The sequence below is a fragment of the Paraburkholderia sp. genome (genome assembly GCF_024281035.1).
Lineage (GTDB): Bacteria > Pseudomonadota > Gammaproteobacteria > Burkholderiales > Burkholderiaceae > Paraburkholderia.
On record NZ_JAMXLH010000025.1, the window covers coordinates 1 to 22,973 of the forward strand.

Here is a 22,973-nt window from a genome sequence, read left to right on the forward strand (position 1 = left end):
TGCCGGAAACCGGGCTTGTAAATTCGATGTCGTAGTAATACAGCTCACTCACGGCATCCCGGCCTGTGAACTTGAGAACCGAGAACGGCGCCGGATGTGGCGCCAGCTTCAACTCGTAGGCCTGTACAGGCAGGATCAACGACATGCGAAAACTCCGGTGCGCGGACGGTGGATATAAACGGTACCGCCGGAACCACTATGGCTCCGGCGGTGAACACAAGGAATGCGCGGATCGGCGCGGAAGAGTGCGCGATGCGAGAGAACAGGAAGGCGTACGGCAAACGCACGTCGATGCGGAGGCTGGCTATCCGGATTAATCTATCGACACCCCGGATTAAATGGTGCCGACATCTCAAATAGGATGGGCAATGTCACGAAAAATAAATATTAAAACATTCGTGTAATTACCATTGCTTTTCCGATGCGAAATCATTCACGCAACAGCAAACAACATTATTTAATTATCACCGGCCAACCATAATCAAGCCCCGCGATACAGGGGTCCGGCAGAAATTTGACAATTTTTTATGTTTATTCCGTCATTAAAAGCGTTGAAAGCGTTGGCTGCGTCCGATGCCGCCTCGTGCTACGCCGGCGCAAGCACCGCTGCCACCTTCGCGCCCACCGGCGTGCCGAGCCCCGAGCAGGCGTCCCAGCCGGGCGCCGCCGCATAGTCGCCGTTGTTGCCGCTCGTGATGTCGTTGAACGCGCCGTGCTGCGCGTAGAGCAGCGCATTCACGAAACCCACGGGCTTGCCGCGCGCGGCATTGATGCGCGCGATCAGCGCCGCCCACAGCGGCGCGACCGCACTGGTGCCGCCCACCACGGTGTCCGTGCCGTCGATGTGCACGACATAGCCCGTGGCCGGATCGGCATCGGCGGCCACATCGGGCACACCGCGCCGCGCGAGCGCGCTCACGCTGCCGTTGCTGCTCACGACCGAAAGCCCCTTCTGCCACGCAGGCAGCGCGAACGTCGCGCTCACGCCGCCGCCCGACGCGCCCTCGGGGCCGCTGTCCCACACCGTTTCGCGTACGATCTGCCCATTCGACGCCGTCATGCTCGTGCCGCCGCAGCCGAGTGCGTACGGGCTCGACGCAGGGAAATCCACGTGATCGGCGCCGTCGCCCACGCCGTCCGACGAGCCGCTGTCGCCCGACGCCGCGCACACGGTCACGCCGAGCGCCACGGCCGATTGCAACGCGTCGTCGAGCGCGGCGAGCGTCTGCTGCGACCACGCCGATTCGGGCGCGCCCCAACTGATCGAAACGACCGAGGGCTTGCGCACGCTGTCGTGCAGCGCGGCGCTCACGGCGTCGACGAAACCTGCCTCGCTGTTCGGCGCGAAGTACACGGCGATCCGCGCGCCGGGCGCGAGCGCGCCCGCGATCTCGACGTCGAGCTCGACTTCGCCGTCGGCGCCATTCGGGTCACCCGTCGGCGCGTTCTCGGCCTGATCGACGGAGACGGATTCCACCTTCGGCGAAGCCACGCCCAGCCCGCTGAAATACGCTTGCAGATCCGCATCGCGATAGCCGCCGCCCATTTCGATCAACGCGATGCATTGGCCGCTGCCGTCGCCGGGCGGGAAGCCGTAGAGCTGCGCGAGCTGCGGCGGCGTGAAAGATGCGCTCACGGCGCGCGCGGCGCGAATCGGCGGGCTGAATGTTGGAACAGGCGTCGGGTTCAGACGAAAGTGCGGCCGCGCTTTCGCGCGATTGTCGAAGCCGAGCACGGCGGTGACGACTTCGTGAACGTCCTCGGGCAGATGCACCGGGCCGTCCGGCCGATGGAAGTGATGTGTGGACTGGCCCACCTGGTGCTCGAAGCGCTGCAGATCGATGCCGAAGGCGGCGTTGTACTGCTGCACCGTGCCGGACATCACGACGCGGCGCGCTGCCGGATCGGTGCGCACGATCGTTAGCCCATTGGATGCCGCAAAACGTTCGACGCGCCGCATGTCGTCGGCCGAGGCGCCGAAGCGCTGTTCGTACGCCTCGCGCGAGACCGGCTCGGCCGTCGCATCGCCCGCCTCGATCCGCTCGACCAGATCGCGAAAAGCGGCGCCGTCCTGGCGCCGCAGGATCACGACGATTTCGAAACGTTCCGTGGGGTCGCAGGCCCCCACGCACTTGATGCCGGCCGGTGCCGGATGGTTGCTGCCTGCCAGAGGACGCCTCATCATGGCCTTTCTCCTCGCTCCAGCGCGCGCCTTTTGGGCGTTGGATACGCAACAGTTTGCCGGATTTCCGGATTGCACACTCGCTGGCAGTCACGCACCGTGCAAGCGCCCAGGCCGAAACGGCGGGCATCAGCGGAAATCGTCGGGAAGCGGCAGCGAGCAAGCCGTATTCCCAGAGTCGGCGCGCAGTTGAATACCGATGCGACGCCCCGGTGTGCGCAAACGCGATGCAACGCGCTCTAAAGCAACGACCTCGTATCGATAGCCGGTCGCCCGGCCAACGCATCCTCGACCAGCGCGAGGACGTTCGCTCGCTCCCGCTCAGGCGCAAACAACGGCGCACGTTGCGCGCACTGCCGCTGCAACGTCGCCAGAAAATCGCCATCGCTGCTCACCCGTTCGAGCAGCCGGGCCAGCGTGCGGTCGTCGCCCGCCGGGAAATAGCCTTCGTAGTCGCGGCCCAGCATGCCGATGTTGCCGGGTATGTGGCTCGCCAGCACCGGCACGCCCGCATTCACCGCTTCGATAATCACGTTGGCCCCGCCTTCCATGACGCTCGAAATGATCATCGCCTGCGCGCCGGCAATGTGCCGCAGCGTGGCCGCATGCGGCAGTCCCGCGTACCAGACGTAGCGCGCCACCGTGGGCCATGCGCGTGCTTGCAAGGCCTGCGCCGCGAGCCGATACTCGTCCGCGAGCGCCTTGCCGATATGGATCAGCCGGACCGGCGAATCGTCGTGCAGCCAGTCGAGCGCGCGCATGGGCGTTTGCGGGTCCTTCTCCTCGCGCAAATGGCCGACCAGCACGACGTCGAACGTGCGCCTTTTTCGCGTGGCGGCAACATCGTGCCGGTGCGCGGGAGCAGACTGGTAAATCACACGGCATTTCGCGCGATGCGCAGCCGTCATTTCCACGAGCCCTTCCTCCTGCAGTACGACCAGATGCGTGGCAAGATCGAGCGAGCGCCGCGCGGATGCATCGACATGTATATCGCGATAGAGATCGGTGCCCGTCAGCACGACCACGAGCGGTCGGTCCTGACAGGCGTCGCCGAACCGCGCGATAGACGGCGCCGAGCGCCGGGCGTGCAGTGCAATCAGACAGTCGGGCGGCGCGTGCCGATGATCTTCCGGGGGCCATTCGGCGCCGAGCGTCACGTCGCAGGCTGTTTGCAGGAATTGGAACCAGCGGTGGGCAGTCTGCCAGTTGCCGTTGTTGGCGCTGCGCAGTGCCGGGCTGGCGATATGAATTCTGGCCATAGGAGGTCGCATGGTGTTACGGATTGACGGAGCGGCAACGCGCAGACTCGACAAATTACAGCTCGATGCGGCGTTTGCCGAGGCGCATCGGCAAACCTGGTCGATTCTCGAAAACCTGACACCCGTGCAATGGCAGGTCCCGTGCGATCCCGGCATCAATCCGCCACTGTGGGAGTACGGGCATATTGCCTGGTTTACCGAGCACTGGATACTGCGCGATCCACAACCAGGTCCGCAGGGCCGCTTCGTCGCGACGCGCCCGTCGCTCCTGGCGAGTGCGGACCGCTGGTTCGACTCGGCGCGCGTGGCCCACGACGACCGCTGGCATCTGGACCTGCCGCCGCTCGCGCAGATTATGGCCTACGTGGAGACCGTGCTGGCGCAGGTGCGCGCGAAGCTCGCCACGGTTTCGGACTCGGACGATGACCTCTATTACTTCCGCCTCGCCTTGTATCACGAGGACATGCACGCCGAAGCGCTGACCTATATGCGGCAGACGCTCGACTATGCGCTGCACGCGCCGCTCGCGATGTCTCCGCACGAACGCGCCGCTGGTGCGCGCGAGGTCGCACTGGGCCGCGAAACGTTCATGATGGGCGGCGCGCGCGACGCAGGATTCGTCTTCGACAACGAAAAATGGCAGCACGCGGTAACGGTCGGCCCGGCCCAGATCGACCGCCAATGCGTGAGCAACGGCGACTATGCCGAATTCGTCGCGGCAGACGGCTACCGGGACGAGCGCTGGTGGTCGGGTGACGGGATTGCGTGGCTGAAGCGCAGCGGGCTTGCGGCGCCGCGAAGGTGGCGCAAGGCGGAGCGCACATCGGAACGCGAACCCGCACGTGGCGGCGCGGAAAATTGGGAACAGCGCTGGGAGCAGCGCTGGTTCGGACGCTGGGAGCCGCTCGCGCTGGCGCTGCCCGTTTGCCACGTCAATGCGTACGAAGCGGAAGCTTTTTGCCGCTGGAAGGGCCGGCGTCTGCCGACCGAAGCCGAGTGGGAATACGCCGCGTGCCACGATCTGATCGACTGGGGCGGATCGGTCTGGGAATGGACCGCCGATCCGTTGGTGCCTTACGCAGGCTTTTCAGCGGACCCTTACGCGGATTATTCTGCGCCCTGGTTTGATACGCATCGAAGCGTACGTGGTGCATCATTCGCCACACGCGTTCGGATGTGCAATCCTCGCTATCGAAACTTTTATCTGCCGCACCGCAACGACGTCTTTGTGGGTTTTCGCACCTGCCGTTGAGAACGCACCGAGGTTCCCGGCGGCGCTCGAGCGAGATCGCACAACGACTGGCATCTGCTGTGTCGCAGGCATTTTGAGGAGATGCACTTGAGCGTTCTTGAGTCGAATCATTCCCGGGGAACCACCATGAAACCGCGCATTCCACCCCCTATCGTGACGTTGATCGCAGCGGCCCTCATGTGGGCGCTGCATCGCTGGGTACCGATGTCGATCTGTTTCGCCGCGCCCTGGAACCTGTTGGGCGTCCTTCCAGCGCTGGCCGGGATCGCCACCGCCGCAGCGGCCGTGAGGCGTTTTCGCCGTGCGCAAACCACCACCAACCCGCTGAACCCGGGCAAGGCTTCGCATCTCGTGACGGACGGGGTTTTCCGGTTCAGCCGCAACCCGATGTATCTCGGGCTCACGTTATTCCTGACCGGCTGGGCGATCTGGCTCGGCACCGCCAGCCCGTGGTTCATCGTGCCGCTGTTCGTGATCTTCATCACCGTCGCGCAGATTCGTCCCGAGGAACAGGCGCTGGGCCAGATCTTCGGCGAGGAGTACGCCGATTACCGGCGGCACGTCTCGCGCTGGATCGGCCGCGCCTCGTAACGCCAGCGTCGCTTGAGGCAGCTTGAAACCGCTTGGGGCCGCTGGCGGCCGCTGCGTCGAGCCTGGACGGCCTTTCCCGTTCAGGCTTTTTTCGTTCAGCTTTTCCCGGTGATGTCCCGGGCAGCGGCCTTCGCAGTCATCACGCAGCCCGGCAGGAACGTCCCTTCGAGCGAGCGCTTGCCGCAAGCGCCGCCGCCGCCGAAACCCGCCGCCTCGCCCACACAGTAGAGACCGGAAATGACGTCGCCCGCGCTGTCGAGCACGCGGCTTCGCAGGTCGGTCGCGAGCCCGCCCAGGCTCTTGCGCGTAATGAGCTGCGTGTGGATGGCAATGTAGGGACCGGCGCCGGGCTGCTGCAGCGGCGCGGGCTTGCAGGTGCGCAGCCGGTCCGGGCCCCACTGGCGCGCATGGAGGATGCGGCGGATCTGCGCATCGTTATGCAACTTGCTGCCGTTGGCGAAATTCGCATCGAAGGCATCGGCGGTCGCTTGCAAGACCTCGGGCCGCACATGCTCGTCTCCGGTCAGCGCATTCATCCGGGCGGCCAGTCCGGCGAGCGTGTCGTCCACGAGGACGTGCCGGCTTTCGCGCGCAAGCTGCTGCACCAGACGATGGTTGCCGAGCAGCGTCTCCTTCATGAACCGGAAGAACTGGCGCTCCCGCAGGCGCAGGTTGTGCTCCGCGCCGGAAATCGCGAACTCCCTGGCCGCGATGCGCCAGTTCAGCAGATGCCAGGTCCAGGGCTTTGCCTCGCCCGCCACGCGCTGACAAAGATCATGCGTATCGAACCCCGTCACGAGCGGATCGGGGCCGATGCGCCGCCCCTCGTAGTCGAGCCACAGCGCCGACTTGCACGGAATCAACGACAAGCCGTGGCCCTCGAAATGCGGCTGCGGATGCGGAATACCCGCCGCGTAATTCCACATCTCGCCAGCGGCGGCGATGCGCCCGCCGAAACCCTCTACCAGCCGATGCAGCTTGCCGTCCGACGACGGATGCGCGCCGTTGAGCATCGTTGCGGGCAACGGGCGGCCGGCCGGCCAGTTGGCCCGGGTTTCGTCATGGCCGCCGTTGATGCCGCCCATGGCCAGCACGACGACCGGCGCGGCGAAGCGCAATGTTTCGCCCGTGTCCTCATTCACGCCGCTCGCGCCGGACACCGCGCCGCCTGAGCGGTCGAGGCCGGTGATACGCGTGCGGCTCAACAGCGTGAGCCGCCCCGCGCCGCCCGCGCCACCCGCACGTTCGGCCGCCTCGATCATGCGCAGCGTCAGCAGGCGCGACGTGCCCCACAGCACGTGGTAGCGGGGCACGCTATTGCCATCGCCGAAGCGGCCGCGCTCGACCCAGTTCACGGCGGGCAAGAACTTCATGCCCTGACCGACGAGCCAGTCGTAGACCTCGGGGCGGGAACGCTCCACGTAATGGCGCGCCCACGCGAGGCGCAGCGTGTCCTCATCGTACGTATCGCACGTGTCGCGCAGTTCGCCAAAGCGCTTCCAGTCGGCCAGCGCGCGTTCCGGCGTGTCCGGAATCTTCATGCGCGCCTGCAACGGCGTGCCCACGAGCGCCATGCCGCCGAAGGCCCACAGGGCGAGGCCGCCGAGGCGCTCGCGGCTGCCGCGATCCACGAGGGTCACGGACTTGCCCGCCCGGAGGCATTCGAGCGCGGTCACAAGACCGGCGAGACCGCCGCCCACCACCAGCACGTCCGATTGCAGTGTCGCGGTCATGGCGCGAGCTTGCGCTTCAGCGCCCGCGCCACGGGCTCGGGCAGGGTTCCCAGCGAACGCAGCAGATACGGCAGCACCCGCAGCTTGAGGCCGGAGAAAACGCTGGGCACCACGGCTTCGATGAGATGCGGGCCGGGCGTGGCAAGCGCGCGTTCGAGGGCCGCTGTGAATTCCTCGGCTGTCGTGGCGCGCACGGCTGGCACGCCCATGCCCTCGGCAAGCCGCACGAAATCCAGTCCGGGGCTGTTCAGATCGAGCTGGGATTTGGCTCTCGGGCCCGCTTTCTGCGCGCCGACCCGTTCCAGTTCGACATTCAGAATTCCATACGATTTGTTGTTGAAGATGATCGAGACGACGTTCAGCCGCTCACGCGCCATCGTCCACAGCGCCTGGAAGGTGTACATGGCGGAACCGTCGCCGACAAGGGCCAGCACCTGGCGATCCGGGCAGGCAATCGCGGCGCCCACCGCTGCGGGCAAGGCCTGGCCAATCGCGCCGCCGGTAAGCGCCAGCACGTCGTGCCGAGGCGCACCGGCGGTGAACATGGGCAGCATGGTGCCGGACGTCTGGGCTTCGTCGACGATGATGGCGTTCGGCGGCAGCAGATGGCCCACGGCCTTGCAGACTTTCTCGGCGGTCAGCTTGCCGCGCGGACGGCCTGGACGCTGAGCCTCCTGAAGTGCAGGCGCGACCTGATCGGCACCGAGACGCACGCACAGTTTTTCGAGGCTGCCGACAACATCCTGCCTGGGCGACGCGAGTTCATGCACGGTGCAGCCTTCGGGCACCAGGTAGCTCTTCTTGCCGGGATAGGCGAAGAAGGAAACGGGTGCGCGCGCATCGATGAGGATCAGGTTATCGAGGCCCGCCAGCTGCACCGAAGCCATTTCCGCCAGATAGGCCAGGCGTTCGACGTGAGGCAAACCGGCGCCGCGTTCGAGCCGCGCCGGGAACACTTCGGCGTAGAGCCGCGCGCCGGAACGCGCGGCAATGCGTGCGGCGGCCAGCAGCGCCGGTTCGCGCAGGGCGCGTCCGCCCAGAAGCAACGCGTTCTTGCCGCCCGCCTGGAGCACGCGCGCGATCTTGTCGATGACATCGTCGGCGGCGCGCGGCGGTTGCGCGGGCAACGACGTAGGCAACGACGTGGGCAACGGCGCGCCGCCTTCTCCCCAGGAGACATCGGCAGGCAGGATCAGCGTCGCCACCTGCCCGGGCGGTCCCTTGGCCGCCGCGACCGCGTCCACCACGTCCTGGCACAGCGCCGCCGTGCTGCGTGACGTACGCACCCAGCGCGATACGTTGCGCGCTGCCGTTTCGATGTCCGACTGCAGCGGCGCGTCGTACTGCGCGTGGTAAGTCGCATGATCGCCGACGATGTTGACCACCGGCACATTGCCCTTGCGCGCGTTATGCAGGTTCGCGAGGCCGTTGCCGAGGCCGCAGCCGAGGTGCAGCAGCGTCGACGCCGGTTTATCGGCCATCCGCGCATAACCATCGGCGGCCCCGGTCGCCACGCCCTCGAACAGCGTCAGGATCGCGCGCATCTCCGGCGCCGTGTCGAGCGCGGCGACGAAATGCATTTCCGAGGTTCCGGGATTGGTAAAACAGACGTTCACGCCTGCATCGAGCAGCGTGCGTAGCATTGCTTGAGCGCCATTGGCCATCGGGTCGATCTCTGGGTTGTTTTTTCTCGATGCCGCAGTCTCCATGCGGCATGGCCGTGCGCGTTTCCATCGGCAAGGGAATCGCACACGGCCCCATCATGATCGACTTGCCGCGATGCGTATTGACACTTCACGACAAAAAATTCACATTTGGCGACACCTCCTGCGACAGGCCCAGCCGAATGACCATCCTCGTCCGCTCCGCGACGCTCTCGACTTTCGAAACCCTCGCAAGCGGTCTCGGGCTGGACGTGCCCGCCCTCCTCGCGCGCTTCGGCATTCCGCTTCAGGCCCTGCGCGATCCGGATCTGCTGATCTCGTACCAGGCCTTCATCAACCTGCTCGAATACTCCGCTTCCGCTGGCCGCTGCCCCGATCTCGGCTTGCGGCTCGCGCAGGCGCGCGGCATCGGCATTCTCGGCCCCATCGCCGTGCTCGTGCGTCACGCCGATACGTTAGGCAACGCGCTTGCGCTCGCGTCGCGCTATCTCTTCGTCCACAGCCCCGCCTTGCGGCTTGGAACGCTCACGGTTCCCGGCCGTCCCGACCTGATCGACGTGGTCTGCGACATCAGCCACGCCAACCTGATTGCGCGGCCACAGGTCACGAGCCTGTCCATCGGCATCATCTGCCATGGTCTGAAAGTGCTGACCGGCGCGCGCGTGCAACCGCGGCTCGTCACCCTGCCCCATGCACCCGTGGCGTCCGTTGCGGCCTATCGGCAGGCGTATGGCTGCCCCGTGCAGTTCATGGCGCCGGCGGCCACCGTGCGCATTGCCGCCGACGATCTTGCGGTTGCGCTTTCAGAAAACGATCCGCAAGTGAAAGCGCTTGCGTTGAGTTATCTGGAGCAACTTGGCAGCAGACCGCAGACACTCTTTTCCGATCGCGTGCGCTCGCTGGCGCGCAATTTTCTCGGCGCTGGCGGCGCGAGGCATACCGATATCGCGCGAGCGCTATCGGTGCATCCGCGCACGCTTCAGCGGCGGCTGGACGCGGAAGGCGTGACGTTCGAGCGCCTCGTGGACGACGTGCGCAAGGAGCAGTTCCTCGCGCTGATCGCACTGCGCATGGGACCGAGCCTCACGCAGATCGCTCACGTCCTCGGCTATGCGGAAGTGTCGGTGTTGACGCGCAGTTGCAGGCGATGGTTCGGCATTACGCCGGGCGCGATGCGCGAGCGCGCGAAGAAACAATGGAAGGAGGCGGAATTCGATGGAGCCGGGATGATCCCGAGCGAGGCTGGCTGAGGTTGGCCGACTTTGACTGATGGGAGACATCGATTTCGAACGCTGCGCTTGCACACGGTTTTCAGCAGCGTTTCCTCCGGAACAAAAAAAAAGCCGGTGTGACAGGGTGGAGGATTTGACACACCGGCCTCTTCAATTGAAGAGAAAAGTTGCGCGATTCTGGACTCACTACGACCCTACATTTACAACGATTTCGCAAGCAATTAGAACTGATGCATGATGCCCGCGAAGACGCCTTGCTGGCTGCGGCCATAGCCCGGATTGCCGTTCGACGCCGTGTTCGTCACCGGGTCGAAGTTGTTGTTGCCGTACCCGCTATCAGCCAGTGCGAGGTTCGACGTCGAGCTGTTGCGGACATAACCGGCTTCCGTGTACAGGAACGTGCGCTTCGACAGGTTGTACGTTGCGGCCAGCGTGAACAGGGTTGCATTGCCGTTGCCGCGGTTGGCGTTCGCGTGGTAGACCGCTGCCGTCAGCGCCGTCGCTGCATTGACCTGCCATGCCGCGCCGAGCCACTCGTGATTCACGACGGTCGGTGCGCTCACACCTGCCGGCTGCGTGCCCGGCGCCACGCCGACGCTCGCATCCGTTGCGTTCGGCGCAGTCATCCACTGATAACCCGCGTAGAGCTTCACCGGGCCGAACACCAGCGTGCCGCCTGCGAGCAGCGAGCGCGAGTGGGCATAGACGTCGTTGAAGGTGCCATCGGCGCCCCGCACTTCGTCGTAAATCACGCGGAAGTCGCCCATGCCATAGGTGTAGACGCCTTCAATGCCGTTGGTGCGGCCCTGGCCCGCGGGCGTGGCGGCCCGATTCCAGCTGGTGTTGTTGGTGACGGAATACTGGCCGCGGAACTGCAGACCGTTCCAGTTCGGCGTCTGGTATTCAACGGCGTTGGCAGCGCTTGCCCAGTTGCGCCCGCGCACCAGCGACGAAATCCCGTAACGCTGCATCAGCTGCGGATCGGTGCCCCAGCTGTCCTGGGAAATTTCGCCCGCGCCGATGTTGCCGATCTTGAACGTACCGTACTTCGGGTTCGTGAAACCGATCGTCGCGTGGCGGCTGAAGAGTGCGCCCTCCAGTTGACCGTTTTGCGTGTTCAACTGGCTTTCCAGCTGGAAGATCGCCTGGGTGCCGCCGCCAAGATCTTCAGCGCCCGTCAAACCCCACCAGGAGCAACCCCAGTCGCCGCTTTGCGCAGCCCACTGGTGGCCGCCGGGAATACCGCTTTCGAACTGAATGCCGTTATCGATGCGTCCGTACAACGTGACGCTACTCTGTGCGTGCGCTGCTGCTGCCATGGCAAGCAGGGAAAGCGCCAGTACTTTCTCCTTCATTAGTTCTCCTTTATTTATCAAATAGTCCCACACCGCTATCCCGAGTACCCGACTTTCCTGGTTCCAGATTGGCAGCTCTTCTACAGCGGTCTAACGAAATGTCCTCGTCACATTTCGAGGCAATTATAGAAATGCAATACGCGCGATAACGGCTAGGGAAAACGCTGTCAATCGAATCGCTTGCAAGCGCTTTCACGATAGAGTAGCGCGCTGTTTGTAGCCATATTGCCGTGGTCATATCGCCATCGATTTCCGGTAAGTCCGTCAGCTCTGAAGCACGCTTTTTCCAGCTGTGCCAGAATCAATTCCGTATCCCGCAGCAAGCGCCTTATCAAATATCTGCCAAAGCGTTGCCCAAACGCGACGACCCTTCACCGGCAAAGAAAAAACAGCTCGCTGCGCAGACCAGTTTGCCGCTGCAGACTCCGTTATTCCGCACCCGTTCTTGCGGTTACAAGGTGAGCCCGCGCGCATCGACTTCCGTGAAACCCGCTTGCGGGTGGCGCTGGAAGACCGGGCGCCGGAACGCTCCGGCGCCCGCCTTGTTTGCCGATAAGGAGGGAATATGAAATTTGTGATTGCGTCTACTCTCGCTTTAGCGATGACCTGTTCGATCATGCCGTCGGCACACGCACAAAGCGGCAATCTCAGCCGCCAGGTGTATGCAACCATGGCGCGCGACGGCGCCGAGCTTTCGCATGTATTCGTGCTGACCCAGGGGTCCGACGTCACGCTCGTCGGATGGGTATCGGATTTCGCGCAGGTTCCGCTGATCGGAAAATCAGCCCAGAGTGTGCAAGGTGTCACGTCGGTCAATAACTGGGTCACCCGCGGGCATTAAAGCGGGCGTGTCGCATCGAACGGCCGGACCGCCGCTATACGGCGTCCGGCTCTTTTATTTCTGGTTCTCAGGGGCGCCCTTCAGCGGCACGTGATCGCCGCATCGACGGCGATCCGGATCTACCAGACCGTCTCGACGTGCGCGAGCGAGCGTAATCGCGCGTCCGGCGTCACGAGCCGCGTGCCGAACGTGCGAGCCGTGGCGACGATCAGCCTCTGTTCGCACGACAGCTCCTCGGAAAGCGACGCAGCTCTGAAAGCGATCTCAATGTCGACCGGCACCATGCGCACGTAGTCCACCGAAACGATGATCGACAGCCAGCTTCGCGCATCCATGGAAAGCGCAAGCCGGCCGTCGTCGACGAACTGGAGGACCTCGAGAACGCTGATCATCGACACGAGCATCTCGCCACCGTCCGTCTCATGATCGATGGCGGCACGAGCGGCGGGCGTCAAAGACTTGTCGTCGCTCAACCAGTAGATGAGCGCCAGCGTGTCGAGCGCAATCATCGCAATTCCTGCGGGTCTGGAATTCGCTCGATGACACGCTTTGCGTTGAAGTGAAGGATCGAAGCACGCAAGACTTCGAGCGGATCCCGGCGCTTGCTGCGGTAAGGCCGGATTTCGACGGTAGGGTGTCCGCGATCGGTGACCACGACGCTTTCACCCAGCATTTCCACTTGTCTGAACAGTTCACATGCGCGCGCCTTGAACGCGGCTTTCGATACCCTCTTTTCCATTGCAGATCTCCACCCACAAGAATCGGTTTAATCGTTATATGAGCCGGACGGTATGGTTCACGCCGGTCTTTATGTCATGCGCACTGCCGGACAACATTTACAGCGTTGCAGCTACCGCTTGCGTTTCGTTTGCAATCGCGATGGCATAGCCATCCGAATCGAACAGGTTGACCGCGGACACCGTAAGCGCGAGGCCGATCGGCGAACCCACATCGAGATTGGAGGCCGTGCCGTCCACTCGCACCGAAACCGTCTGATTCGAACCGGTAAGGCACGCGTGCAGAATCGAGACGTCGCCCAGATGTTCGACGATTTCGACGTTCGCGCCGATGCCGAGCCCGGGCGTGACGGCTGCGAGTTGCTCGGGGCGCACGCCCACGGTCAATTCGGCGCCAACGTCGCACGCGGCGCGCGCTTTCAGCGTGATCCGCTCGTTGCATCCGGTCAGCTCGATGACGGACTGCGTGTCGCGATGCGCGACGAGCCGCCCCGGCAGAAAGTTCATCTTCGGCGAGCCCAGAAAGCCGCCGACGAAGAGGTTCGCGGGCCGTGCATAGAGATCGAGCGGCGCACCGACCTGCTCGATATAACCCTTGTTGAACACGACGATCTTTTGCCCGAGCGTCATCGCCTCAACCTGATCGTGCGTGACGTAGATCATCGTCGTGCCGAGTTCGCGATGCAGCTTCGCCAGCTCGATGCGCGTTTGCACGCGCAATGCGGCGTCCAGATTCGACAGCGGCTCGTCGAACAGGAAGATCCTCGGCTTGCGCACGATGGCCCGGCCAATTGCCACGCGCTGGCGCTGCCCGCCCGACAATGCCCTGGGTTTGCGATCGAGCAGATGGTTGATCTGCAGGATCTCGGCTGCGCGCCCGACTGCGTGCTTGATCTCCGCCTTGCTCGCGCCGGACAGCCGCAGCGAAAAACCCATGTTTTCCGCTACGCTCATGTGCGGATAGAGCGCGTAATTCTGGAACACCATGGAGATGCCGCGATCTCTCGGCTGCAGGTCGTTGACCCGCACGCCGTCGATGAGAATATCGCCCGCGCTCACCGATTCGAGTCCCGCGATCATCCGCAGCATGGTCGATTTGCCACAGCCGGACGGACCCACGAAGGCCGTGAACTGACCGTCCGGCACGTGCAGATCGATGCCGTGAATGACCTTCGGCCCGTCTCCATACGTCTTTTCGACATTGCGTAATACAAGCTCGCCCATTTTTTCTGTCTCCTGATGTTCACGTTTCGAAGCCCGCAAGACTTTTTCTTGCCGCCCCGGAATTTGCTGCGGCGACCGCCCTCATCGGCGTCGCCGCCGTAGCCGGGGTCGAGGGCCGGCGCATGAATCAGGCTTCCAGGGAATCGGCTTGCGCGGCATGGCGCGCAATCACGTCCCGGTACCACAAAGCGCTGTCCTTGAGCGTGCGCTTCTGGGTCGCGTAATCCACGTGCACCATGCCAAAGCGCTTCGCGTAGCCCGATGCCCACTCGAAATTGTCCATCAGGCTCCACGCGAAATAGCCCGCGACATCGACACCGAGGCTGGCCGCATCGGCCAGCGCCGCGAGATGGAGATCGTAGAAATCGATCCGCTCGCGATCGTGCACCCGGCCATTCACCACGGAATCGTTGACCGCGCAGCCGTTTTCGGTGATGTACACCGGCGGCAGCGTGTATTCCGCATTCAGACGCGCCAGCAGCTCGGTCAGGCCTTGCGGATAAACTTCCCAATCCATATCCGTAAAACCCAGCTCGCCCGGCGGACGCTTCGGACCCGACGCGCTCGCGAAAATGCGGGTGTAGTAGTTGATCCCGAGGAAATCCATCGGCGTACCGATGATGCCGAAGTCGCCTTCTCGGATCACGCCTTGAGGGCCATTGTCGCCATACCACTGCAAGGCTTCAGCCGGATACTTGCCCTTGAAGATCGGATCCATGTACCAGCTCACGAACTTGGCGTATTCGAGCGACGCGGCCGCCAGGTCTTCAGGCGAATTCGTTGCGCCATGTGCCGGTGATTGATTCAACACGATGCCGAGCGGCGCCTTCACGCCGTCCGCACGCAATGCCTGTAATGCGAGGCCGTGCGAAAGCAGCAGGTGGTGCGAAACATTCGCCGCCTTCTTCAGATCTTCGTTGCCCGGCGCGAAATAGCCGGTGGCGTTGCCGAGCCACGCGGTGCACCACGGTTCGTTATGCGTTGCGATGGAAGCGACGCGATCGCCCAGTACGCTGCCGATCTTGCGTGCGTAGTCGGCAAAGCGGTAGGCCGTATCGCGGCTTTCCCAGCCTTGCTGCGCCGCCTGCAACGCTTGCGGCAAGTCCCAGTGATAGAGCGTCGCGAACGGCTGCATGCCGCGCTTGAGCAAGCCGTCGACGAGCCGGTCATAGAATGCGAGGCCCTTCTCGTTGAACGCGCCCTTGCCTTCCGGTTGAACGCGCGGCCACGCAATCGAAAAACGATAAGCCTTGATACCCAGATCAGCCATCATGTCGAGGTCCTGATCGAGCCGGTGATAATGGTCGCAGGCGACATCGCCGTTTTCGCCATTCACGACCTTGCCGGGAATCTTGCAGAACTCGTCCCAGATCGAAGCGCCGCGGCCGTCGTCGCCGGCGGCGCCTTCGATCTGGTAGGAGCTGGTGGCCACGCCCCAGACAAAATTCTCATCGAAGTTGTAGTTCTTCATTAAATTCGTTGCCTAAAGTTGTTTTGCCTTATCGGCGAGTTGAATGAATCGCGACACGCGGCGTCAAGCCTTCACGGCGCCCGCCGTCATGCCGTCGATCAAACGGCGCGAGGTAAAAGCAAACAGCACCAGCAGCGGCAACACTGCCACCGCAGAACCGGCCATGACAGCCCCCCAGTCCGAATTGGTCGGACTCTGAAGAATCCGAAGCGCAAGCGGCAAGGTGTACATCGACGGCGAGCGCAGCACCACGAGTGCCGAGAGGAAGTTATTCCATGCCTGAATAAAGCTGATGAGCCCCAGTGTTCCCAATGCCGGCCCGAGCAGCGGCAGCACGACAGTCCAGTAGATGCGCAGTTCGCTGCAGCCGTCGATGCGCGCAGCCTCGATCAACTCGTGCGGCACCGCACTGGAAATGTACTGGCGCATCAGGAACACGCCGAGCGCGGCTGCGGCGCCGGGCACATAGAGCGCACGCGGCTGATTGATCCAGCCCAGCAGATTCATCGTCATGAAAGTCGGAATCATGCTGAGGAACGGCGGCACCAGCATCCCGGTCAGCGCCACGGCGAACAGCGTCTTCTTGAAGCGGAACTCGTACATGGCAAACGCGTAGCCCGCCATCGACGTCACCAGCAATGTCAGGAGCGTCTGCATCACCGACGTATAGAAGCTCCAGCCGAGATTGCGCCAGAACGGAATATGGCGCATGAGCGACGCCATGTTGTCGAGGAACGCACTGCCGAACCACAGCGGCGGCGGCATCGAGAAAATCTCGGAGCTGCTGTGCGTCGCGAAGACGAACATGAAATAGAACGGCGAGAACATCAGCACGGCGCCCGTAAGGACGATTGCGTAACCGATGTAGCGCGCCCGGTTGCGCGAATTGATCTTCATTACGAGCCCTCCTTCATGCCGCTGCGATGGAAGATGCGTGTGTTGAGCCACATGAGGCCGGAGATCGCCACGAACAGCAGCCACGCGATCGAACTCGCCGTGCCGAAATCGCCGTCGTGGAACGCCGTGCGATACATGTAGACCGCAGTGGTCAGACCCGACTGGCCGGTTCCCATGCCGTCGTTCGGCAGCAGGATGAACGGCTCTTCGAACAGTTGCAGCCCGCCGATGATCGACAGCGTCACGGCAAGGAAAATCATCGGCTTGAGCAGCGGAAGGACGACCAGCCGGAACTGCTGCCAGCCGTTCGCGCCGTCGATCTTCGCGGCTTCGTAAAGCTCGCCCGGAATCGTCTGCAGCGCGGACAGATACAGCACCGTGTTCCAGCCGACATAGCGCCAGAAAATCACGATCGAAACCGCGGGCTTGACGTTCGCCGCGCTATAAAGCCATTCGATGTTATGGGCCGGCAAGATCCAGTGCAGCCCGGGAATCTTCGCGACCTGAGAGATGGCGAGATTGATCATGCCGAAGTCGGTCGAGTACAGCGACGAGAAAATCAGCGCGATGGCCACGCTCGACGTGATGAACGGCAGGAAATACAGGCCGACGACAAAGTTGCGCCAGCGACGAAAACAGGTTTGCAGAAAGAACGCCAGCGGCAGCGCGATCAAATGCTGCGGCAAGCCCGACGCGAGCGCCATATACGCCGTGTTGTACAGCGACTTCCAGAACCACGGGTCGGTCAGCGTAAAAGTAAAATTCGACAGGCCCACCCACTTCATGCCTGCGAGCCCCGAGGTCGCATCCCAGTCCTGGAACGAAAGAAACAGGGAGAACAGCAGCGGGAACGCAATAAACGTCGCAAACAGCACAAAGAACGGTGCGAGAAACAGATACGGGGCGACCTTCACCGGATCCGCAATCAACCGGCGGCGGCCGGCCGCGGGCAAGGGAGGAACCTCGCGGGGCTCCAGAACGCTCGCATCGGGTGGGGGCATCAAGCGACTCATCAACGGCTCCAACCTTTCGGGCGCGGCCGGCCTTTCACGCCGGCCGCGCGGTTTTTTTACATCGGATAGTGCACGTGGTAATTCGCGATCCTCAACGACGGACGCGGTGCGCGATTTCGGCCTGCGCTTCCTGCAACGCCGTGTGGATGTCCTCGCCGTTGTCGACCACCTTGTCGAGCGCGGAGTGGACGGCCTCTTCGGCCACCTGGTCATACTTGTTGCGTTCGATCGACGGGATGTGCGATGCGGCGTCGCGCCAGATCAGACGCGCCTTTTCGCCGCCGAGGAACGCCACGGGCTGGGCGAAGAAGTCGGACGACTGCGCGGACAGAAGCGCCGGGAACGCGTCGATCGACTGGAACGAATCGAGCTGGACATCCTGGCGGGTCGTCAGGAACTTGATGAATTCCCACGACAGTTCCTTCTGCGTGGCCTTCACGGGAATCGCCCAGAAGGTGCCGCCAAACGATGCGTACGCACCGTTCGGCAGGTTCGTGGCGCGCCACAGGCCCTTCGTGTCCGGTGCGAGCCAGCTCGACAGGTGGCCGCCGAGCCACGCGCCCATCATCTGCGTCGAGATCGTGCCGCGCTTGAAACCCTCGGCCCACTCGTTCGACCACGGCGTGATCTTCGCGTCGAGACCCAGATCGCGCGTCTTCTTCGCCAGTTCGAAAGCCTTCACGAAACGCGGCGAGGTGACGACCGGATTGCCCTTCTTGTCGAAATACACGCCCTCGCCTTCCTTCAGGTCGGCGCGGATATAGATGTCTTCGATGTCGCGCGCCGAGGCGAGCAGATAGGCGCCCGTGGCCTTCTTGATCTTCTGGCCGGCAGCCAGATAGGAGTCCCAGGAACGCGTCAGATCCGCTTCGGTCACACCGGCCTTGTCGAGAATGTCCTTGCGAAAGAACAGCGTGCCGGGGCCGATATCCGCGGGCATGCCGACAATCGCGCCATCTTCCGTGGTGGCCTGCGCAAACGTGTAATGGATGAAGTTGTTCTTGAACTGGCCTGCGTTAAAGGGAGGCTTCGCCAGATTCTCGAGACCGCCGCCCGCTGCAAAGCGGCCGATGTAGCCGACTTCGACAGCCATGACATCCGGCAAGTCCGAACCCGTTGCGAGCGCAGTCGTCATGGCGTTGTGGTGATCGCTGATCGCGAGCGCCGACACCTTGACGTCGACATCCGGGTGGAGCTTCTTCCACTCCGGCAGCACGTCCTTGATTTCCTGATCGAGCTTCGGAAAGACCGCAACATGCAACGTGGTGTTGGCGAAGGCGCTTGTCGCCGCCAACCCGAGCACGGCGGAAGTGGCAAGCACCGAAAGGCGATATTTCATTGACTGTCTCCTGTTCCTGTCTCGTTGACGATTACTTCTTTTCGAATACATCTTTTATGAAAGCGCTTTCATAAAATGGCGGCTTTCGGCCATGGCGGGCTTGCCGCCGCAAACAACCAGAATCAGCTGGTGAAATCTACGATGGGTTCGACACGGCCTGGTGCACACGTGGTTTCCCGCACGATCAGGCTCAGCGGGAAGGCACTCAGGGTCACGGGTTCTTTGCGAATCAGCCGCACGATTGCCCCGGCGGCTTGCCGGCCGATGTCGTAAATCGGCTGGCGCACGGTGGTGAGCGGCGGCGTAGCGTACTGCGAGGTCGGCACATCGTCGAATCCGACGATCGATATGTCTTCAGGCACACGCAGGCCGCGCCGATGAAGAACGAGGCGCGCTCCGTAAGCGGTCTGGTCGTTCGCGCAGAACACCGCGGTGAAACCGACGCCACGTTCGAACAGGCGCTCCATGGCGGCGACGCCGCCCGCTTCGAGAAAATCGCCCTGCTCGACGCGAATGGCGTCGAAACCGATGCCGGCTTCCTCGAGCGCCATGCGGTAGCCGACCAGTCGTTCGAGCGCGTCGGTATGGCTCGTCGGTCCCGCGATGAAAGCGATCTTGCGATGCCCCTCGGCAATCAGATGCCGCGTTGCATCAAACGCGCCCTGCACGTTGTCGATCGGAAAACCCGCCAGCGTCGGGCCGTCCTCGAGCGAGCGCCCGAGCACGACAATCGGCGTTTGTCGGGAGAATTCCTCGAGGCGGCTTTCGTCGAGCTGCCCGTGCAGGATGATGATGCCGTCGACGCGCCGGGCGATGAACTGCTCGATGCGCGAGCACTCTTCCGTCACGTTCCAGCGGCTGCTGACGAAGACCGGCGTGAACCCCGGCTCGTACAGCGCATCTTCGATACCGCGAAGCCACTCGGCGTAGAACGGGCTCGCGATCGTTTGCGTGAGCACGCCGATGGTGTTGGTCTTGCCGCTCGCGAGACTGCGCGCGAGCACGTTCGGCCGGTAATTGAACTGTGCGATCGCCTGCTCGACAGCCTCCCGCTTCGCGGGCGACACGCGCACCGTGCCGTTCAGGATGCGTGACACGGTGCTGGGCGAAACGCCCGCCACACGCGCGATTTCTTCGAGCGTGACGCTGGGCGAGGTGGGTTCGGTAGTAGCCATGGTCGAAAGATTACTCATCGTGAAAGCGCTTTCAAACCGGGGGAAACCCGTAGAGCAGGCGTAAAGTTTGACGCCATCACGTAGAGGGGGAAGCCGCACGGGTTTTGCGCCGTGAAGCGCGCAGAAAGGCACGATCGTGCGCGACGGCTTGCGGCGCGCACGATTTATTGCCTGCTGCCTTGAGTTAGCAGCAGGCGATTTCAAGCGGTTTTAGACGGACTCGGGTGGCCTCACCGTGGCTTCAAGCAGCGGCCAATGTCACAGGCAGGTGATTCTGCAAATACGCTTCGAATTCGTCCCGCACCTCCGGGTGGCGCAACGCAAACTCCACCGTGGCCTTTAGATAACCGAGTTTGCTGCCGCAGTCGAAACGCGTGCCGGTATAGCGATACGCAAGCACCTGCTCATCGGTGAGCAGCGACTGCAGCGCGTCGGTCAGTTGCAATTCGCCGCCCGCGCCGGGCTTGAGCGCACGCAGATGATCGAAGATCGTGGGCATCAGCACGTAGCGCCCCACCACGCCGAGATTCGACGGCGCAACTTCGGGCACGGGCTTTTCGACGATGCCTGAAAGCTTGAACACGTCTTCCTCCCACTCGCGTCCGTCGACAACGCCATAAGAGGCACTGTTCTCGCGCGCAATCGTTTCGACGCCCACAACCGAGCTGTGATAGTGGTTGAACACGTTCACGAGCTGCTTCATGACCGGCGTGGGACTGTAGAGCAGATCGTCGGCGAGAATCACGGCGAACGGGCCGTCACCCACGAGTTTTTCGGCGCACAGCACCGCGTGACCAAGCCCGAGCGCCTCGGCCTGGCGAACGTAGAAGCAGTCCACATTGCCCGGCTTGATGCTGCGAACGAGATCGAGCAGCTTGTCCTTGCGGCGCGCTTCGAGTTCGGCCTCGATCTCGTACGACTTGTCGAAGTGATCCTCGATCGCCCGCTTGCTGCGGCCGGTCACGAAGATCATCTCCGTGATACCCGCGGCGATCGCCTCCTCCACTGCGTACTGGATCAGTGGCTTGTCGACGATCGGCAGCATTTCCTTGGGGCTGGCCTTGGTCGCGGGCAGAAAGCGCGTACCGAGACCCGCAACAGGAAATACCGCTTTGGTAACTTTGAGCATGGTGTTCATTCCCAGATCGATCGTTTGAATAACGGCCTCGCAGCAAGGCAAGCCCGGCGTCCCCGGTGATTGTGTTGGCGCAGCAATTTTTATATTGAAGGGTTCGGCTCCGTGCCGTTATCGGTCATAACGGGCGCACACGGAATTCGAGAAAGTGAGTTCAACTGGTTCAGCGGAAATTATTTCCATGATTGCCGGATAATCGGCACCAATTTCCCGCTCCAATCAGACGCGGATTGAAACGCATTCGGATAACCAGCCAGCGGACTGGCGCGCGTCAGGTCGAATGTTGAAGCAGCGAGTCTACTCGACATCGTCGATAGTGGGCAATTTGCCCGAGCGCGCGCGAACGCGGCGAATAGGCTCGTTTCTGAGGGCCTCGCGATAGGCAGATACCGCGACGAGTATCAACAGTACGGCAACGCCAGCCAGCAAATGCAGATTCAGATTCATCGAAATCTCCTGCGACCATAGACCAAAAAACAGATGCTTCTAAGCTAGCACCACAAATTCCACAAATAAACTCGTTTACCCCAATATCGATTTATTTATGAATTTCTCCCTTTCCGAGCGGCATTTCGAATCGTGGCGCCCGAATACATTTTGAAAATCTTTCGCATACTTTCGGTGCGCGGCGATCCCTATGATCGCGAGGTAACCTGACCGAAAACTGCACACTGATGAGCGATCCCGCACTCGATACTGTTCTGCCACGAGCATCTTCCGTACCCGCCGCGCCCGCGCGTTCCGCCGCCGGTGCGCTGGCGGGCGAGCACGCAATCGAAGCGCTGCGCGGTTTCGCCGCCCTGCTCGTCGCGTATTTCCACTGCCGCCAGGTCACGTGGATCGGCATGGGCGCGTTCCATGCGTCCCACGCGAGCCTCGCCAATCCCGGCACGATTGCCGCCTGGCTCACGCTGCCGGTCGCATGGGGATCGGCGGGCGTGCCGATTTTCTTCGTCATCAGCGGCTATTGCATCCATCGCAGCGGCGCCGCAAAGCTCGCCGCGAACCCGGATTTCCAGCTCGACGCGCGGCAGTTCTGGCTGCGTCGTTTCGTGCGCATCTATCCGGTGCTGCTCGCGGCGCTGTTGCTGACGTTCGCGGCCGATTCGATCAGCCTGACGCTCGCGCCGGTCAGCCACAAGATTCTCGACATCGGGCCGCGCGCATTTTTCGTCAATCTGTTTTCGCTGCAAGGCGTGGCGGGCAAGACGTACGGCTCCAACGGCGCGTTGTGGACGCTCTCGCTCGAAGTGCAGTTCTATCTGCTTTACCCGCTCGTTTTCGCGCTGCGCCGCCGCCTGGGTCTCGGCACCGTCGTCGCGGCCATTGCCGCCCTCAACGTCGTATCGGCGCTCACGCTCCAGCGGCACGACCTGATCTTTTTCACGTCGTACTGGTTTTCGTGGATTCTCGGCGTATGGGTGGCCGAAGCGCGTGTGCGTGGGTCAAGCGGGTTTGCGTTCGCCGGGTTTGCGTTCACCTACCCTGCCGCTGCGTTGTTCGCGGTGGCTGGCTGCGTCGCGTTTCACTTCGGGCAGTACGGCGCATTCCAGCTTTGGGCCATTGCCTTCGCGTGCTACCTCGTAAAGGCGCTGTCGCGACCCGCTGCGACGGGTGGTATGTTGACGTCGGTGTTCGCGAAGATCGGCGATTTCAGCTACTCGCTCTATTTGATCCACCTGCCGCTTTTCGTGCTGCTCGCCTCGCTGCTGTATCGCTCGGCATTGCAGCCGTCCATCTGGCCGTCGTTCGGCTTCACGCTGGCGGTGTTGCCGGTGGCCTGGCTCTTCTATCGTCTCTTCGAACGTCCCGCGCTGAACGTCACGAACCGGCTTCGGCGTCGTTAAAAGCGCGGTAAAACTGCGGTAAAGGC

At 62.8% G+C, this 22,973-nt stretch carries 20 protein-coding genes; 5 read left to right on the forward strand and 15 right to left on the reverse strand.

Annotation, left to right across the window (positions count from 1 at the left end):
* Window positions 1-586: 586 nt before the first annotated feature.
* Entirely contained in the window at window positions 587-2,185 is a 1,599-nt protein-coding gene (locus Q0L30_RS07675; protein WP_296653396.1) for a S53 family peptidase, read from the reverse strand.
* 236 nt (window positions 2,186-2,421) lie between these two features.
* Window positions 2,422-3,453: a selenoneine biosynthesis selenosugar synthase SenB gene (senB, locus tag Q0L30_RS07680; RefSeq protein WP_296653399.1), complete on the reverse strand. Its 1,032-nt coding sequence runs from the start codon at window positions 3,451-3,453 to the stop codon at window positions 2,422-2,424.
* Here senB and senA point away from each other — a divergent pair.
* Both senA and Q0L30_RS07690 read left to right on the forward strand, forming a co-directional pair.
* The gene (gene senA, locus Q0L30_RS07685; protein ID WP_296653402.1) at window positions 3,452-4,693 is read left to right on the forward strand and encodes a selenoneine synthase SenA; all 1,242 of its coding nucleotides are present in this window, start codon (window positions 3,452-3,454) and stop codon (window positions 4,691-4,693) included. The genes senB and senA overlap by 2 nt on opposite strands.
* A 126-nt stretch (window positions 4,694-4,819) precedes the next feature.
* Complete coding sequence (locus Q0L30_RS07690; protein WP_296653405.1) at window positions 4,820-5,284, forward strand: isoprenylcysteine carboxylmethyltransferase family protein; 465 nt, start codon at window positions 4,820-4,822, stop codon at window positions 5,282-5,284.
* A gap of 95 nt (window positions 5,285-5,379) precedes the next feature.
* On the opposite strand, the gene Q0L30_RS07695 is transcribed toward Q0L30_RS07690, so the two are convergent.
* Complete coding sequence (locus Q0L30_RS07695) at window positions 5,380-7,017, reverse strand: FAD-dependent oxidoreductase (protein ID WP_296653408.1); 1,638 nt, start codon at window positions 7,015-7,017, stop codon at window positions 5,380-5,382.
* Window positions 7,014-8,681, reverse strand: coding sequence for an acetolactate synthase large subunit (locus tag Q0L30_RS07700; RefSeq protein ID WP_296653409.1), 1,668 nt, complete (start codon window positions 8,679-8,681; stop codon window positions 7,014-7,016). Before Q0L30_RS07700 ends, Q0L30_RS07695 begins: the two co-directional genes overlap by 4 nt.
* Window positions 8,682-8,863: 182 nt before the next feature.
* On the opposite strand from Q0L30_RS07700, the gene Q0L30_RS07705 reads away from it, so the two are divergent.
* A complete protein-coding gene (locus Q0L30_RS07705; RefSeq protein ID WP_296653411.1) occupies window positions 8,864-9,931 on the forward strand; it encodes an AraC family transcriptional regulator in 1,068 nt (355 codons plus the stop codon).
* Between the two features lie 203 nt (window positions 9,932-10,134).
* Here Q0L30_RS07705 and Q0L30_RS07710 read toward each other — a convergent pair whose 3' ends face one another.
* Window positions 10,135-11,268, reverse strand: coding sequence for a porin (locus Q0L30_RS07710; protein WP_296653413.1), 1,134 nt, complete (start codon window positions 11,266-11,268; stop codon window positions 10,135-10,137).
* A 565-nt stretch (window positions 11,269-11,833) separates the two neighbouring features.
* Here Q0L30_RS07710 and Q0L30_RS07715 point away from each other — a divergent pair.
* Window positions 11,834-12,109, forward strand: coding sequence for a BON domain-containing protein (locus Q0L30_RS07715; protein ID WP_296653416.1), 276 nt, complete (start codon window positions 11,834-11,836; stop codon window positions 12,107-12,109).
* Between the two features lie 119 nt (window positions 12,110-12,228).
* Here Q0L30_RS07715 and Q0L30_RS07720 read toward each other — a convergent pair whose 3' ends face one another.
* The 10 genes from Q0L30_RS07720 to Q0L30_RS07765 all read right to left on the reverse strand — a co-directional run bounded on the left by Q0L30_RS07720 (window position 12,229) and on the right by Q0L30_RS07765 (window position 21,547).
* Entirely contained in the window at window positions 12,229-12,618 is a 390-nt protein-coding gene (locus Q0L30_RS07720; RefSeq protein ID WP_296653420.1) for a type II toxin-antitoxin system VapC family toxin, read from the reverse strand.
* Window positions 12,615-12,848: a type II toxin-antitoxin system Phd/YefM family antitoxin gene (locus Q0L30_RS07725; RefSeq protein WP_296653423.1), complete on the reverse strand. Its 234-nt coding sequence runs from the start codon at window positions 12,846-12,848 to the stop codon at window positions 12,615-12,617. Before Q0L30_RS07725 ends, Q0L30_RS07720 begins: the two co-directional genes overlap by 4 nt.
* Window positions 12,849-12,945: 97 nt before the next feature.
* Window positions 12,946-14,070 (reverse strand): ABC transporter ATP-binding protein, encoded by a 1,125-nt coding sequence (locus Q0L30_RS07730; RefSeq protein WP_296653425.1) that lies wholly within the window; start codon window positions 14,068-14,070, stop codon window positions 12,946-12,948.
* A gap of 127 nt (window positions 14,071-14,197) precedes the next feature.
* Window positions 14,198-15,541 (reverse strand): GH1 family beta-glucosidase, encoded by a 1,344-nt coding sequence (locus tag Q0L30_RS07735; RefSeq protein ID WP_296653429.1) that lies wholly within the window; start codon window positions 15,539-15,541, stop codon window positions 14,198-14,200.
* 63 nt (window positions 15,542-15,604) lie between these two features.
* A complete protein-coding gene (locus tag Q0L30_RS07740; protein WP_296653431.1) occupies window positions 15,605-16,438 on the reverse strand; it encodes a carbohydrate ABC transporter permease in 834 nt (277 codons plus the stop codon).
* Window positions 16,438-17,439: a carbohydrate ABC transporter permease gene (locus Q0L30_RS07745; RefSeq protein WP_296653433.1), complete on the reverse strand. Its 1,002-nt coding sequence runs from the start codon at window positions 17,437-17,439 to the stop codon at window positions 16,438-16,440. Before Q0L30_RS07745 ends, Q0L30_RS07740 begins: the two co-directional genes overlap by 1 nt.
* A gap of 103 nt (window positions 17,440-17,542) precedes the next feature.
* A complete protein-coding gene (locus Q0L30_RS07750; protein ID WP_296653436.1) occupies window positions 17,543-18,790 on the reverse strand; it encodes an ABC transporter substrate-binding protein in 1,248 nt (415 codons plus the stop codon).
* Between the two features lie 122 nt (window positions 18,791-18,912).
* Complete coding sequence (locus Q0L30_RS07755; protein WP_296653439.1) at window positions 18,913-19,965, reverse strand: LacI family DNA-binding transcriptional regulator; 1,053 nt, start codon at window positions 19,963-19,965, stop codon at window positions 18,913-18,915.
* Window positions 19,966-20,206: 241 nt separating this feature from the next.
* A complete protein-coding gene (gene galU / locus Q0L30_RS07760; RefSeq protein WP_293034497.1) occupies window positions 20,207-21,094 on the reverse strand; it encodes a UTP--glucose-1-phosphate uridylyltransferase GalU in 888 nt (295 codons plus the stop codon).
* Window positions 21,095-21,397: 303 nt separating this feature from the next.
* Window positions 21,398-21,547, reverse strand: coding sequence for a hypothetical protein (locus Q0L30_RS07765; RefSeq protein WP_296653854.1), 150 nt, complete (start codon window positions 21,545-21,547; stop codon window positions 21,398-21,400).
* A gap of 227 nt (window positions 21,548-21,774) precedes the next feature.
* Between Q0L30_RS07765 and Q0L30_RS07770 the strand changes: the two genes are divergently transcribed.
* On the forward strand, window positions 21,775-22,947 hold the full coding sequence (locus Q0L30_RS07770; RefSeq protein WP_296653446.1) for an acyltransferase: 1,173 nt from the start codon (window positions 21,775-21,777) through the stop codon (window positions 22,945-22,947).
* The last annotated feature ends 26 nt before the right edge of the window (window positions 22,948-22,973 follow it).